We start from the raw sequence: 14,244 nt of genomic DNA, 5'->3' as shown, positions 1-14,244 counted from the left end.
CGCGTCAGCGGCGCGAGGACGCCAGCGCCAAAGCGCCCCCAGCCTGCGTTATCACCTGCATCACCACCTGCGGACAACAACATCATTACCTGCGAACTACCACTTCAGCTGTGAATTAATCTACGAGCATGCAACTGCATCAGCCAGCCTCAATATTTCCTACAAATTCAGGTGCGAAATACCGCACCCGAACCCTATGCACGAGCCAGCAACGCCACCACTTCCTGCACATCCGCGACGTCATCCAGCTCCATGCAGATCGCTTCCAGCTGTTCAACCTGCTCAACCGGCAACACGCGCCCCGCTAAGCTACGGTATTTAGCCAGCAGCGCTTCAAGGCTCAGCGGATTAGCCGGCGCACCCGACGGCACCGGCACATGCTGCTGCCACTGCTCGCCCTGCTGGGTCTCAATCCGCACCCACGGCTCGTCGTCACGGCCCTGCTGCTCATCAATCACCAGCTCAATCCGCGCCATAAAGGCTTCCACATTTGGATGCAGACGTTTGGCATCATCGTAGCTGGCCAGCTCGGCGGAACCGTACAGCGCACGCGCCGCCAGCGCATACGGCAGGCTCATTTGCGCACTTGCCAGGCTCTGCAACTCACGTCCGCCGCACATCTCCAGCAGGAACGGATTCAGCCCTACCACGATACGTTCAATCTGCTCGACACGCACCGGGTGTTCTTTCAGCAGTAAACCCAGTGCATCAATCGCCGAATGCGTCCCACGACAAGCGGCATACGGCTTGATCGAACAGCGTGCCAGTTTCCACACCGCGCCAAGATCAGCAGTCAAAGCTGCAGGTTGCTGCGTCTCAGCGGCCAGGGTTTGCAGGAATCCGCCCCACTTCGCTTCAAAGATCGCTGAAGGTCCGTTGATACCGCGCTGCGCCAACAAGGCTGCCTGCACGCCACCCTCAGCCGCACGCGCCGCATGCAGCTTCTTGGTGTGTGAGCCGTCGTGAATAAAGCCCCACAGCCCACCGCTAAAACTGGCGGCAATGCCCATGGCCGACGCGCACTGAGCGCGATCCAGTTGCAGCAATGAACACACGGCGGCGGCGGCACCAAACACGCCGCAGCTGGCGGTGGAGTGCCAGCCTGCACCGTTGTGGGCAGAGTAGCCGCCGCAGGCTTCCAGCACCCGGCGTCCGACCTCATAACCGATCACCATTGCCACCAGCAGCGCCCGGCCGTCAACCGGCTGTGTCGCCAAAGGCAGTGCCGCCAGAATGGCAGGAATGACCACCGCACCCGAGTGGTCGCAGCCGCCGGTATCATCCAGCTCATACATGTGCGCGGCCACGCCATTGAGCCATGCCGCCTGACGCGGATTGACCTGCTGTGTGCTGCCCCACACTTGCGCTTGTTCACGTCCGCCTTCTGCCAGCACCAGCGTCAGGCACTCGCGCCAGATTGGGCTGTCGCTACCCGCCAGTGAAGCCCCGAGCGTATCCAGCAGATGGCGTTTTGCCTGTTCGACCAACGCGTCAGGCAGCTTTTCAAAACCTGTGTCGGCGATAAATGCCGCCAGTTGATCAAGCGTCGAGGCCATGCGCTCCTCCCGTGATGCGAGTAAACACTTCCGCCGGATGGGAAAAATCGTTGTCCGGCTGCGTTTGCCAATGCACCGCCACCTGCTCAGCCGTGGCGATCCACACGTTGTGCTGCTGCAGCGTGTCGATCAGTTCACGCAGCAAGCCGATACGCCCGGCGGTGCCGATGATTTCCGGATGCAGGCGCAGCAGATAGCACAAGCCAAAGCGATGGAAGCCGTGGAAATCCTGCGCCATGTTTGCCAGCGTTTCGGCATAAGGCGCAATCCGCGACTGTCCTGGCGGAATGGCCGGACTCAGGTTAAAGGCAAAATAGGGTTCATCTTCCAGGGTGTAATGCATCGGCAGTTCCACCAGCCGCGTGCCGGGATGGAAGTACGGCAGATCGTCGCCGCGCCAGCTGGATGACCAGCGAATACCCTGCTCCACCAGTGCGTCCGCCAGACCCGGTTTCCACTGCCCTGCTGGGGAGCGGAAACCCTGAATCGGTTTGCCGGTAAACTGCGCCAGCTGTTCACAGCCGCGCGTCACGCTGCCGATCTGCTGCTCCAGCGACAGGGCCGAGAAGTCTTCATGACGCTCGCCGCTACAGGCGATTTCATGGCCGTCGGCCACGATGCGTTTAATCAGTTCCGGCTGCTCTTGCGCCACAATCGCCGGTAAGCACCAGCTGGCTTTTAACTGTTTTTCTGCCAGCAACGCCAGCAAGCGATCCACGCCGCGCAGGGTGCCATAGCGCCATACCGACAGGGTTTTATCGCGCCCGGCGACGGCAGGTGCCTGGGTCAAAATGCCGTGGATATCGTTGAAATCGATGGTCAAAACGGCGGCCGACTGGAAGCCCAGCGGCCAGCGGGAAGATTCAGTCATGTTGCTGCTCCTGCAGATACCACTGCGCCACCGCATCACAGCGCGCAAACCACACGTCATCACGCGCCGTCATATGTTCAAACAATTGCTCCAGCAACAGGATGCGGCCCGGCTGGCCGGAAATTTTCGGGTGGAACAGCGTGGTCAGGCACAGGCCTTCATTCATCGCGCCATCGAATTCGCGCTGCCAGTTATCCCGCGTGTGCGCATAGCTGGCGATACGATCGCCGCCTTTCGGGAAGTCAGGCTGCCGCGTGTAGGCCAGCGAAGCGTAATCGTCCATCTCCCACTTGCCGGGGATCTCCACCAGCGGCGTGTGACCGGCCACCGGAATACTGTAGGGACGATCGTCGCCGCGCATGCTGCTGGAATAAATCACCCCAGCATCACGCAGAATTTGTGGCGTCTCGGCATGCCAGTCACCTGACGGCGTGCGGAAACCGCAGGCGGTGATGCCCAAATGCTGTTTAAAGATTTCAGCGGATTTCGCCATCACGGCACGCTGTTCATCCGGCGGAATCGCCCAGAAAGATTCGTGACGATAGCCGTGATAGGCCACTTCGTGGCCCTGTTCGATAATCGCCTGACACTGCTGCGGCCACTGTTCCACCACCCACGCAGGCACAAAAAACGTGGCGGGGATCTGGAAAGCGCGCAACAGGTCGAGCAATCGCCCGAGCGCACGGTACGGCCCATACGCACCAAAGGTGAAATATTCTGGCGTTGACCACAGGCTGCCATTCAACATGGCATCGCCGGTGGGACCATCGAGGTCAAACGCCAGCGCCATACAGCCGCGTTTACCCTGCGGCCAGCGCACTGCGCCCGGTTGTTGCATCGCTATGCTCCTTTAGCCCTGGTTAACGGTCGCCTGGGTCACGCCATTGTCAGCCAGGCCCCATTTCGCGAGGATCTTTTGGTAGCTACCATCAGCAATCATCGCGTCAATCGCCGCCTGCACCGCTGTAGTCAGCTCGCCTGCATCTTTACCAATCGCCATGCCGGTGTACTGGAAGGAGAACGCTTTATCGAGCGGCTTATATTTACCTTTCTCAAGATCCATGATGTACGGCAGCGTTTCGCTCCCCTGCACTACGCCATCCAGACGGTTCTGACGCAGCTGGGTGCGTGCATCCGCCGTACCTTCGGCGCCAACGACGATGATGGCTGGCTTACCGGCGGCTTCGCAGTGCGCTTTAGACCAGTTGGCAATCTCTACCGGGAAGGTGGTACGACGGCTGGTGCCGACTTTCTTGCCGCACAGATCCATCGCACTGTTGATGTCGCTGCGCGCGGCCTGGGTGTAGAACTGCGGACCGGTTTTGAAGTAATCGATAAAGTTAACCACCTTCTGGCGCTCTTTGGTGTCGGTCATGCCGGACATCACCAGATCGACGCGCTTGGTCACCACCGCGTTCACCATCTGCTCAAAGGCGATCTCCTGCCAGTTGATCTTCACGCCCAGCTTGGCCGCAATCGCCTGGCCGAGATCGTAATCCACACCGGTGAGCTGGTTAGTGGCCGGATCTTTAAAATCCATTGGCGGATAGTTCGGCATGATCGCCACGGTCAGGCCTTTTTCTTTAATAGCCGCTGGTACGGCGATATCCGCCCAGGCAGTAGATTGCAGTAACAGCGCGGCACTGATGGCACTCAATAACAGTTTTTTCATGTTTTTCACCCCGGTCACGTTAAAGAAGAATCGCGTTAATAAAGTTTTTCATCCGTGGGTTTTGCGGGTTCAGCAGAATGTCTTCTGGTGCGCCCTGCTCGATAATGCGTCCCTCGTCCATAAACACCACCTGGTTCGCCACCTCACGGGCAAAGCCCATTTCGTGAGTGACCACCAGCATGGTGGTGCCCTCTTTTGCCAACTGGCGCATTACCGCCAGCACTTCGCCGACCATCTCCGGATCCAGCGCCGAAGTCGGTTCGTCAAACAGCATCAGTTTCGGTTTCATCGCCAGCGCGCGGGCAATCGCCACACGCTGCTGCTGCCCGCCGGACAGTGACTGCGGATAGTCGTGCGCTTTGTGCGCCAGGCCGACGCGATCCAGCAGCGCCATCGCCTCTTCCGCCGCTTCACGCTTCGGACGCAGCAGGACACGACACGGCCCTTCGATAATGTTCTCCAGCGCAGTTTTATGTGGGAACAAGTTAAAGCGCTGGAACACCATGCCGGTTTGCAGACGCTGGCGAGCAATTTGCTTATCGCTCAGCGCATGCAGTTTGTTGCCCGCAATGCGATAGCCCGCTAATTCGTTGTCGACCCAAATGCCACCCTGATCGATCTTCTCCAGCTGGTTAATGCAGCGCAGGAAGGTACTTTTACCGGAGCCGGATGGCCCGAGGATGCACATCACCTCGCCGTAATTCACTTCGAGGCTGACATCCTTCAGCGCATGAAACTGGTCGAAATATTTGTTCACCTTGACGGCGCGCACGATGTTTCTCATCTCTCTCTCCCAATTACTGACGCTGGCGGTGGCCGCGTGAGAAGAAGCGCTCAAGGCGACTTTGACCAAACGACAGCACGGTGACGATGATCAGGTACCAGATGCCCGCCACGAACAGCAGTTCCATCACGCGCGCATTGGCGAAGTAGATGGTTTGCGTGTTGTAGAGCAGTTCGGAGTACTGGATCATGCTGGCCAGACTGGTAGTTTTGATCATGCTGATGAATTCGTTACCCACCGGCGGCAAAATCACGCGCATCGCCTGCGGCAAAATGATGCGCTGCAGCGCTTGCAGACGCGGCATGCCAATCGCCTTCGCCGCTTCGTACTGTCCGGTATCCACGGACAGCAAACCGGCGCGCACCACTTCGGAGGTATAAGCCCCCTGGTTGATACTCAGACCCAGCAGTGCCGCGAGGAACGGCGTCATGATGGTGACGGTTTGCACGCTGAACACGCCGGGAATACTGATGGTGGGAAACACCAGCGCGAGGTTAAACCACAGCAGCAGTTGCAGAATCAGCGGCGTGCCACGGAAGATCCATGCGTAACCCACGGCGATGTAGTGCAGCACCGGATTGGGCGACATATACATAATCGCGGTGATCACGCCGAACAGGATGCCGAGCCCCATCGCCAATACCGACATAATCAACGTGTTCACCACGCCGTTAAGGATTGCCTGGGCAGTAAAGAACTGGCCGACAAACGACCATTCAATGTTGCCGTGGGCGAAGGCGTTGACCAGCAATGCCAGCAGCACCAGGATCACCGCTGAAGCCGTGATGCGGCCGTAATAGCGGCGTGGCACCACCTGATAGCGATCCAGATCGTAATGCATCTGCTCGCGGCTATTTTTCAAGCTGGGTTCAACCGGGGTGGATTGGGACATAGATGTCTCCTCAGGCGCGGGGGCCAGCGTAATCTTCAGTCCAGCGCTGCTGGTCCTGCATCAGGATTTGCAAGCGCGCGAGCTGTTCGCGTACGCGTGCCGGGGCGGTGCCGCCATAGCCGCTACGTGCCGCCAGTGCTGCTTCCAGCGTCAGGGCACTGCGCACTTCTGGCGTTAAGCGTGCATCGACAGCCTGCAACTGCGCATCGCTCAGGTCGGACAGGCCGCAATTTTCGCGTTCACACAGCTGCACCAGCTGGCCGGTGATTTCATGGGCTTCACGGAACGGCACGCCGCGCATCGCCAGCCAGTCGGCGACTTCGGTGGCTAGGGTGAAACCGTCCGGTGCCTGTTCGCGCATTACGTCGGTGTTGAATTTCAGCGTCGACATCATGCCGGCCATGGCAGGCAGCACCAGCAGCAGCGTGTCCACGGCATCAATCACGTTACGTTTGTCATCGCTGAGATCGCGGTTGTAGGAGAGCGGCATGGCTTTCATGGTGGTGAGCAACGCCATCAGGTTGCCGACCAGACGACCTGAACGACCGCGTGTCAGTTCGGCGATGTCCGGGTTTTTCTTCTGCGGCATGATTGAGCTGCCGGTGGCATAGCTATCATGCAATTCCACCCAGCGGAACTGGCGCGAGGCCCACATGCACACTTCTTCGCACAGGCGTGACAGGTTGATACCTATCATGCTGGTGACGAACAGGAATTCTGCGGCGTAATCGCGGCTGGCCACCGCATCAATCGAGTTTTCGCATGGTGCGAGGTAAGCCAGATCTTCAGCGGCTTTTTCCGGCTGGCGCGCAATCGCCGATCCGGCCATCGCTGCGGCACCGAGCGGGCAGCGCGCACTGCGGCGATCCCAATCCTGCATGCGCTCGATATCGCGGGCAAAAGATTGCGCATGGGCCAGCAGTTGATGACCAAACACAATCGGCTGTGCCTGCTGTAAATGGGTAAAGCCTGGCGCCACGCTTTCGGTGTGCTGTGCGGCTTGCTCAACCAAAGATTGCTGCAGTGCCAGTAACGCACTGACCACTTTGCGGCCGTTATCACGCAGGTAGAGGCGCAAATCGTTGACGGTCTGATCGTTACGCGAACGGCCTGCACGCAGTTTGCCGCCCAGTGGCCCTAAGCGTTCAGTTAGTGCGCGTTCAATGAAGGTATGAACATCTTCATCAGCAGCAATCGGGTGCAGATTGCCTGCACGATAATCAGCATCCAGCGCATCAATCGCTGCCAGCATAGTATTGAGTTCTTCGCTGCTCAGCAGATCGCCGCGAGCCAGCTCACGGGCATGGGCCCGGCATCCCGCTAAATCGTAAGGTGCCAGGGCAAAGTAATAATCCGGGCTGCGCGACAGCGCGGTTAAACTGGCCGCCGGTGCCGCTTTAAAGCGCGCACCCCATAACAGTTCGGCATTATCAGACATGCTATTTCCCCTTACAGATACTCGTCAGCGATATGAAAAAGATATGAATAAACCAGGGGTGATAATAAAAACTTATTTCACGCTCGCACTGGTAAATACGTCATATTTCAGGTTCACTGTACTTTCACCGCATTTATTCCGGAGTTGAATAGCAAAGATGGAAAGTAAAGTTTCCCAGTCTGGAAACAATGCAAATAATCGCGGCGATAATGCGGTTCTGGCACTGAATAATATCGACTTAAAATTACTGCGCGTATTTAAATGCGTGGTGGAAGCCGGAGGATTAACCGCTGCCAGTAACGAACTGAATATTGGTTTAGCCGCCATCAGTAAGCAGGTTTCCGATCTGGAGATTCGTCTCGGCATGACGTTATGTAGCCGGGGCCGCGAAGGCTTTGAACTGACGCAGTACGGGATTAATGTTTATCAGGCCACGCTGGAGCTGTTCGTCTCGCTGAATCTGTTCCGCGAACGTCTGCATAACAGCCGTAATGAACTGCTGGGGGACATCGCGATTTGCGTGGTGGATAACACTATTTCTGATCCGCATTCCCCGGTCACCGCGGCGGTGCAACAGTTGCACCAGAAAGCACCAAAGGTGCAGATTCGCTTACAGACCGCGCAATTAGATGATATTAAACGCGGGATGAGTGAAGGGCGTTTTCATTGTGGCATAGCGCCGGTTTATGAAATGAAAAGTGATTTTGATTACTTCCCACTTTATAAAGAATATTCGAAATTATATTGCTCCATGTCACATCCTTTATATTCGGGATCTTGTGATAAGAATATATCGGTGGAAATATTACGTGAGCAGAAAATCATTAATCATTTATATGTCACGCCGCGCGACGACCGTCGCCTCATTCCATTACAGGACAGCGGTGCGCAGGCGGTGCAAGTTGAATCCGTCGCCATGCTGATTTTAACCGGGCACTTTATTGGTTATTTACCCGAACATTATGCCGCGCCTTTTATTGCACGTGGGCAGCTGTGTGAATTGGGCGATGAATCGGTGCGCCGGGAAAATCCGTTCTGCCTGATGATGAAAAAAGGCCGGAAAATTAATCCAATTATCCGGCTATTTATGCAATCACTGGGCCTGGCAGAGGCAGAAGAGGCGCACTGAGTTGGTGCAATCACCCCACCACTTTATACATCACCGTGGTGGCATCTAACGCCCCTTCCGTCGATTCAGCGTACAACGGAATGGATCCCGCAATTTGCCAGTCCATTGATAAATAGAGATCCGTGGCCACATCGCCGCTGCGCGTGTCCAGCACCAGCAGCGTTTTGCCCTGCTCAATCGCCAACTGCTCAGCCTGCTGCATCAGTCGACGCGCAATTCCCTGGCGGCGCGCATCGGGATGTACCAGCAATTTGCTGATCTCCGCGCGATGACGCCCATTGGGCATCGCGCTAAACCCGACCATTACCGTCGCAACAATCACACCCTGCTGCCACGCCACCAGCAGCTGATTATCGCCGCTCGCCAGACTGTAGATTTTATCCTGCCAGAAGCGTTCCATCGCTGCGCGATCCCCGGCATCGATAAAACCCACGCTGGCCCCGTCGGCCACGCACCCCTGCAACACCTCGGTCAGCGCAGCCAGCAATGGCTGCGCCTGAGTGGCACTTAACTGTTCAATTTCAGTCATGGTTTACACACCACCAGAATGTAACGCGCACCGCCTTCCGGGTGCGCCTGAAACGATGATTTGCCGGTGAGATGAAAGCGCAGGCAATCTCCCGCCTGCAGCGTCCAGCGCTGATCGTCCATGGTGAACGTCAGCTCGCCGGATTGCAGCCAGATATGTTGCTCCAGCCCCTGCACCGGTGGTGCGTCGTAATCGATGCGCGCGCCGCGTTGTAACACGCTCTCAACCAGCTCGGCCTTGAAATGGCTGGCGGGCGGCGAGACACTGCGACGCAGATAACCGCTGGCATCGTCGCGCCAAACGCTCTGATCGCTCGCTTTCAGCAGCAGCGCGGCTTCCTCTTCCACTTCACTCAACAGGCGCGACATGGTCAAGCCATACGCCACACACAGTCGATTAAGCAAAGCGGCTGTAGGGCTGGTCTCTGCCCGTTCAATGCGCGACAATGAAGCCCGACTGATGCCGGTAGCCATCGCCAGTTCGTCCAGCGACCAGCCGCGTTGCACTCGTAATTCGGCCAGTCGTGCGGCCAGCCGATCTTCGCTATCCGGTACAGACATATTCACCTCTCATAAATGGGAAATAAATCTCACATATGAGATATCACCTTATATTGGTCAAAACGTCAAGTTGTACAGAAATAAAAGAGTTGTACAACATAAGCGCGGCGGTTAAGGTGTTGTAATGCAGGTCAGAATTTTCGAGGACGCCATGGCCTTATACAGTATCGGTGATGTTGCCGAACGCTGTGGAATCAACCCGGTAACACTTCGCGCCTGGCAGCGCCGTTACGGTCTGTTAAAACCTCAGCGTACGGAAGGCGGTCACCGCCAGTTTGATGATGAAGATGTTCAGCGAATTGAAGAGATCAAACGCTGGATAGAGAGCGGTGTGCCTGTTGGCAAGGTGAAAGCCCTGCTGGAAGGCCAAACCATTAATGTGCACGATGGCTGGACCGCACTGCAGGAAGAGTTGATGAGCGTGCTGCGTCACGTTCGTCCGGCTAAACTGCGCACCAAAATTGCCACCATTGGCCGCGAACATCCGGTGGATGCGCTGATCGATCACGTGTTTGTCCCGGTGCGTCAACGCCTGGGATTGGATCAGCATACCGCGCGCACCATGTGCAGCCTGTTAGATGGTGCGCTGATTGATTATGTGGCGTTTTGTCTGGCTGGCGGCCGCAAAAAAGCCGGCAAGGATGCACTAATGATTGGCTGGGGCGTGGAAGATCGCACCCGCCTGTGGCTGGAAGCCTGGCGTTTATCGCAGCAGGGCTGGCGCATGGATGTGTTAGCTGAACCGCTGGATATGCCCCGCCCTGAGCTGTTCCCTGGTCAGAACCTGTTTATCTGGACTGGCAAAAAACCTACGCGACGTCAGTTAGAGCAGTTTGAGCACTGGCAGGCGCAAGGGTTCGCTACCCATATTCACGATCCCGCCTGACAAAAAATCGCACACACGGCCTTTGCCTCGCCGGGTGTGCGCGTTATCATGCCGCACTCCATGACTTTTCTCAGGTTTCCCTTATGAACTGGAATAAAATTTTCATTGGCACCCTGTTTGCCGTGATGGCTCTTGGTGGCATGGGCGGCATGATGTTGGTGGGCTACAGTCTTATCCTTCCCAGCCACTGAGTTGACGTTGCACGCGTTCTAATACGCGGTCACAAATCAGTGCCAATAGCGCGACTAATAGCGCGCCCTGAATGACATAGGCGGTGTTAAAGCCGCTCAGTCCGATAATCACCGGTGATCCCAGGCTTTCTGCGCCCACCGTTGACGCAATCGTCGCGGTGCCGATGCTGATCATCACCGACGTGCGCATGCCTGCCATGATCACCGGAGCGGCCAGCGCCAGTTCAATCTGCCATAAGCGTCGCCAGGGCCCCATGCCCAGTCCAACGGCAATTTCCCGGTTGCTGTCTGGTACGCTATCCAATCCTGCCAGCGTGCCCTGCAAAATCGGCAACAACCCGTATAGAAACAGCGCCATGATGGCCGGTGTCGCGCCAAAGCCCATCACCGGCACGGCTATCGCCAGCACTGCTACCGGTGGAAAGGTCTGCCCCGCTGCCGCCAGCGTCTCCAGTAAGGGTCTGAACGCCCGTCCGGCACGACGCGTAGCGAAAACTCCACAGCCCACGCCAAAAATAATCGCCAGCGCACTGCCGCTGATCACCAATGACAGATGCGCGAGGGCCAGCCGCCAGAAGCTCTCCTGCTGATACAGCGGGCGTTCCAGCTGCGGGAACCAATGGGCAAACAGCGCTCCGCTGTGCGGCAATCCCCACAGCAGCAACAAAAATGCCGCCAGCAGCCAGTACAGTGGATCGCGCCATACCCGCATCAGATCGCCTCCCGCTGGCGCAACAGATCGTTGAAATGCAGGACACCCAGCGGCTGTTGATGCTGATCGATCACCGGTAACTTGTCGGTGCGTCGGGCAATAAACTGTGACAGTGCTTCGCGCAGCGTGAGGCTCGCGGCTATCGGCTCACCGTCCAGCCACTCGCCGCGCCGCGCCGCACTGCCGGCACGCCCCAGCGCCAACAGCCGCACACCCAGTTCACTACGGCCAAAGAATTCGCGGGCGAAATCCGTGGCCGGTTGCGTCAGCAGTTCAATCGGTTTGCCCTGCTGGACGATTTTACCGCCGTCCATCAGCACCAGCTGATCCGCCAGCGTCAGCGCTTCGTCGATGTCGTGCGTCACCAGCACCACCGTGCGCCCAGACAGCTTCTGAATGCGCAGCATCTCCTGTTGCAGCGCCTGGCGGTTCACCGGATCCAGCGCACCAAAGGGCTCATCCATCAGCAACAGTTCGGGATCGGCGGCCAGCGCGCGCGCCACGCCAACCCGCTGCTGCTGACCGCCGGAAAGTTGATGGGGAAAACGCGTCGCCAGATGCGTATCCAGATTCAGCAGCGCCAGTAGCTCCTCAACCCGCTGTTGGATTTTTGCCTGCGGCCAGCCAAGCAGTGACGGCACCGTGGCGATGTTCTTTGCCACGTTCCAGTGCGGGAACAGGCCAATCGACTGGATGGCATAGCCAATGCGCCGCCGCAGGGCGCGTGCATCCATGCGTTCAATCGGTTCACCGGCAAAGCGGATTTCACCGCTGTCATGCTCCACCAGTCGATTGATCATTTTCAGCGTGGTGGATTTGCCCGAGCCGGAGGTGCCAATCAGCACGGTGAAGCTGCCTTTCTCAATATGCAGTGTGAGATCCTGCACGGCCGCTTTGCCTGCAAACATTTTGCTTACCTGGTGAAACTCAATCATCGGTTCTCTCCAGCAGTGCCGACAGTAAACGCAGTGCGGCATCAAACACCACCGCCAGCGCCACCACCGGAATCACGCCCAGCAACACCAAATCCAGGGCGCTGCTCAGCAATCCCTGAAAAACAATCGCACCGAATCCGCCTGCGCCGATCAATGCCGCCACCACCGCCAGGCCAATGGTTTGTACCACCACTACGCGCAATCCCGAGAGCCATACTGGCAGCGCCAGCGGGAGTTCGGCATGCCAGAACTGTTGCATCGCGCTCATTCCCATGCCGCGCGCCGTTTCCCGTACCTCCTGCGGTACCTGCTGCAAACCTGCCACCACGCTGCGCACCAAAGGCAGCAGCGCATAGAGCACCAGTGCGATCAGTGCGGGCGCCAGACCAATGCCGCTGATGCCCCAACTTGCCAGCACCGGGAAGTGAGCCACCAACCCCGCCAGCGGCGCAATCAGCAGGCCAAACAGCGCCACGGAAGGTACGGTCTGGATCAGGTTGAGTACGCTGAAAGCGGCACTTTGCCAGCGCGATCGCCGGGCAATCACTAACCCCAGCGGCAAGCCTATCAACAGCGTGGGCAGCAATGTGCCGCCCAGCAGGAGCAGATGCTGGCTAAAAGCCGCATCAAATACCGCCGTGCGGTTGGCATACTCTTTCATCAGGGAGAGGTGGTCGAGATGGCCGCTGAGCAGTAACAGCAGCGGCACCAGCCAGATTTGCAGGTTCAGCAGAATACGCCACGGCGTGCTGGCCGTGAGTTGACGAATGGCCTCGGCTGCCAGCAATAGCGCCAGCGCCGCCGCACACCATAAACCGCTGCCAAAGGCGGTGCGTGCCAGCGGGCTGCCGTTGTTGGCCAGTTGAGCCGCGGTCTGCCCGCCGATAAAGATCAGCAGCGCAAACAGAATCTCAGCATCCAGCAATGCCATTACCAGATTGAGACGCCGTGGCTTCCACCACAATCCTTGCCATAACCAGAGTAACGGCAGCAGCAACAGCCAGGATTGCGTGACCTGCCACAGCATCAGCGGCTGGCCGGACACCAGGCGGTTTGCGGCGAAACTGAGTAACGGCAAAGCCATTAGCGCGCAAGTGATCAGCAGCGTGAGTACCAGCAGCACCGGCTGCTGGCGCGGTCTTGATAACAGTAACGGCACCGCTTACAGCAACTTATTCTGCTGCAGCCACTGTTTCGCTACCTGGCTGGCATCCTGACCGTCAACCGCAATCTGCGCGTTAAGCTGTTGCAGGGTTTTCTCATCCAGCTTGCTAAACACCGGCTGTAACCAGTTGCCGATGTCCGGATACTGTTTCAGCACGCTTTCACGGATCACCGGCGCAGGCGCATAAATTGGCTGGACGCCTTTGGGATCGGTCAGGGTTTGCAGGCCGAGCGCCGCCACCGGGCCATCCGTGCCATAGGCCATTGCCGCGTTGACGCCGGACGTTTGCTGTGCTGCCGCTTTGATGGTCACCGCCGTATCACCGCCCGCCAGTGACAGCAGTTGTGATTGATCCAGTTTGAAGTTGTAGGCTTTTTCAAACGCCGGTAACGCATCGCTGCGTTCAATAAATTCTGCTGAGGCCGCCAGCTTGAAGGTGCCCCCCTTTTTCAGGTAGGCACTGAGATCGTCGAGGGAGTTAAGCTTATTTTTCTGTGCCACATCGCCGCGTACCGCGATGGTCCAGGTGTTATTGGCTGGGGCTGGCGTCAGCCATACCAGATGGTTTTTATCCGCATCGAGCTTTTTCACCTTCTCATAGCCCTGCTGCGCATTTTTCCAGGCCGTGTCCTTCTCATCGTTAAAGAAGAATGCGCCGTTGCCGGTGTATTCCGGATAGATATCTAACTCGCCCGCAGTGATGGCCCCGCGCACCACCTGGGTAGTGCCGAGCTGAATTTTGTTGACGGTTTTTACCCCGTGTTTGTCCAGCACCTGCAGGATGATGTTGCCCAGCAGCGAACCTTCGGTATCAATCTTCGAGCCGACCTTCACCGGATCGGCCGCATTCGCTGCACTCACACTCATCGCTAATGCGATCATCCCCAATAAACCCTGCTTAATCATGCCGCTGTCCTCTGCTTA

Annotated in this window: 15 protein-coding genes; 2 read left to right on the top strand and 13 right to left on the bottom strand. The window is 57.7% G+C overall.

Annotated features, from left to right (window positions below; all coding sequences use genetic code 11):
* Positions 1 to 194 precede the first annotated feature (194 nt).
* The 7 genes from LBW88_RS01020 to argH are packed head-to-tail and all read right to left on the bottom strand — an operon-like array spanning position 195 to position 7,213.
* A complete protein-coding gene (locus LBW88_RS01020) occupies positions 195 to 1,556 on the bottom strand; it encodes an MmgE/PrpD family protein (protein WP_224929785.1) in 1,362 nt (453 codons plus the stop codon).
* Positions 1,540 to 2,427, bottom strand: coding sequence for a polysaccharide deacetylase family protein (locus LBW88_RS01015; RefSeq protein WP_224929788.1), 888 nt, complete (start codon positions 2,425 to 2,427; stop codon positions 1,540 to 1,542). Before LBW88_RS01015 ends, LBW88_RS01020 begins: the two co-directional genes overlap by 17 nt.
* Complete coding sequence (locus LBW88_RS01010) at positions 2,420 to 3,265, bottom strand: polysaccharide deacetylase family protein (RefSeq protein ID WP_224929792.1); 846 nt, start codon at positions 3,263 to 3,265, stop codon at positions 2,420 to 2,422. The genes LBW88_RS01015 and LBW88_RS01010 overlap by 8 nt, the downstream gene beginning before the upstream one ends.
* A 12-nt stretch (positions 3,266 to 3,277) precedes the next feature.
* A complete protein-coding gene (locus LBW88_RS01005; RefSeq protein ID WP_224929795.1) occupies positions 3,278 to 4,099 on the bottom strand; it encodes an ABC transporter substrate-binding protein in 822 nt (273 codons plus the stop codon).
* 19 nt (positions 4,100 to 4,118) lie between these two features.
* The gene (locus tag LBW88_RS01000; RefSeq protein ID WP_045816651.1) at positions 4,119 to 4,883 is read right to left on the bottom strand and encodes an amino acid ABC transporter ATP-binding protein; all 765 of its coding nucleotides are present in this window, start codon (positions 4,881 to 4,883) and stop codon (positions 4,119 to 4,121) included.
* Between the two features lie 13 nt (positions 4,884 to 4,896).
* Entirely contained in the window at positions 4,897 to 5,775 is an 879-nt protein-coding gene (locus tag LBW88_RS00995; RefSeq protein ID WP_160832550.1) for an amino acid ABC transporter permease, read from the bottom strand.
* Positions 5,776 to 5,785: 10 nt separating this feature from the next.
* Complete coding sequence (gene argH, locus LBW88_RS00990; RefSeq protein WP_224929797.1) at positions 5,786 to 7,213, bottom strand: argininosuccinate lyase; 1,428 nt, start codon at positions 7,211 to 7,213, stop codon at positions 5,786 to 5,788.
* A 157-nt stretch (positions 7,214 to 7,370) separates the two neighbouring features.
* Here argH and LBW88_RS00985 point away from each other — a divergent pair, with 157 nt between their 5' ends.
* Positions 7,371 to 8,342, top strand: coding sequence for a LysR family transcriptional regulator (locus LBW88_RS00985; protein ID WP_224929801.1), 972 nt, complete (start codon positions 7,371 to 7,373; stop codon positions 8,340 to 8,342).
* 10 nt (positions 8,343 to 8,352) lie between these two features.
* Here LBW88_RS00985 and LBW88_RS00980 read toward each other — a convergent pair whose 3' ends face one another.
* Positions 8,353 to 8,871, bottom strand: coding sequence for a GNAT family N-acetyltransferase (locus LBW88_RS00980; RefSeq protein ID WP_224929804.1), 519 nt, complete (start codon positions 8,869 to 8,871; stop codon positions 8,353 to 8,355).
* Positions 8,868 to 9,431 (bottom strand): helix-turn-helix domain-containing protein, encoded by a 564-nt coding sequence (locus LBW88_RS00975; RefSeq protein WP_224929807.1) that lies wholly within the window; start codon positions 9,429 to 9,431, stop codon positions 8,868 to 8,870. Before LBW88_RS00975 ends, LBW88_RS00980 begins: the two co-directional genes overlap by 4 nt.
* Positions 9,432 to 9,582: 151 nt before the next feature.
* Between LBW88_RS00975 and LBW88_RS00970 the strand changes: the two genes are divergently transcribed.
* Positions 9,583 to 10,317 carry a MerR family transcriptional regulator gene (locus tag LBW88_RS00970; protein WP_224930325.1) on the top strand — a complete coding sequence of 245 codons (735 nt, stop codon included), beginning with the start codon at positions 9,583 to 9,585 and terminating at the stop codon, positions 10,315 to 10,317.
* Between the two features lie 171 nt (positions 10,318 to 10,488).
* Here LBW88_RS00970 and LBW88_RS00960 read toward each other — a convergent pair whose 3' ends face one another.
* The 4 genes from LBW88_RS00960 to LBW88_RS00945 are packed head-to-tail and all read right to left on the bottom strand — an operon-like array spanning position 10,489 to position 14,226.
* Positions 10,489 to 11,220 (bottom strand): ABC transporter permease, encoded by a 732-nt coding sequence (locus LBW88_RS00960; RefSeq protein ID WP_224929813.1) that lies wholly within the window; start codon positions 11,218 to 11,220, stop codon positions 10,489 to 10,491.
* Positions 11,220 to 12,155: an ABC transporter ATP-binding protein gene (locus LBW88_RS00955; protein WP_224929816.1), complete on the bottom strand. Its 936-nt coding sequence runs from the start codon at positions 12,153 to 12,155 to the stop codon at positions 11,220 to 11,222. Before LBW88_RS00955 ends, LBW88_RS00960 begins: the two co-directional genes overlap by 1 nt.
* Positions 12,148 to 13,314 (bottom strand): ABC transporter permease, encoded by a 1,167-nt coding sequence (locus LBW88_RS00950; RefSeq protein WP_320442527.1) that lies wholly within the window; start codon positions 13,312 to 13,314, stop codon positions 12,148 to 12,150. The genes LBW88_RS00955 and LBW88_RS00950 overlap by 8 nt, the downstream gene beginning before the upstream one ends.
* Positions 13,315 to 13,317: 3 nt before the next feature.
* Positions 13,318 to 14,226: an ABC transporter substrate-binding protein gene (locus LBW88_RS00945; RefSeq protein ID WP_224929819.1), complete on the bottom strand. Its 909-nt coding sequence runs from the start codon at positions 14,224 to 14,226 to the stop codon at positions 13,318 to 13,320.
* Positions 14,227 to 14,244 lie beyond the last annotated feature (18 nt).

The sequence above is a fragment of the Pantoea sp. alder81 genome (genome assembly GCF_020179835.1).
Lineage (GTDB): Bacteria > Pseudomonadota > Gammaproteobacteria > Enterobacterales > Enterobacteriaceae > Pantoea.
Note: the sequence above shows the minus strand (reverse complement) of the source record. Positions and strands in the feature narration are given on the sequence as shown.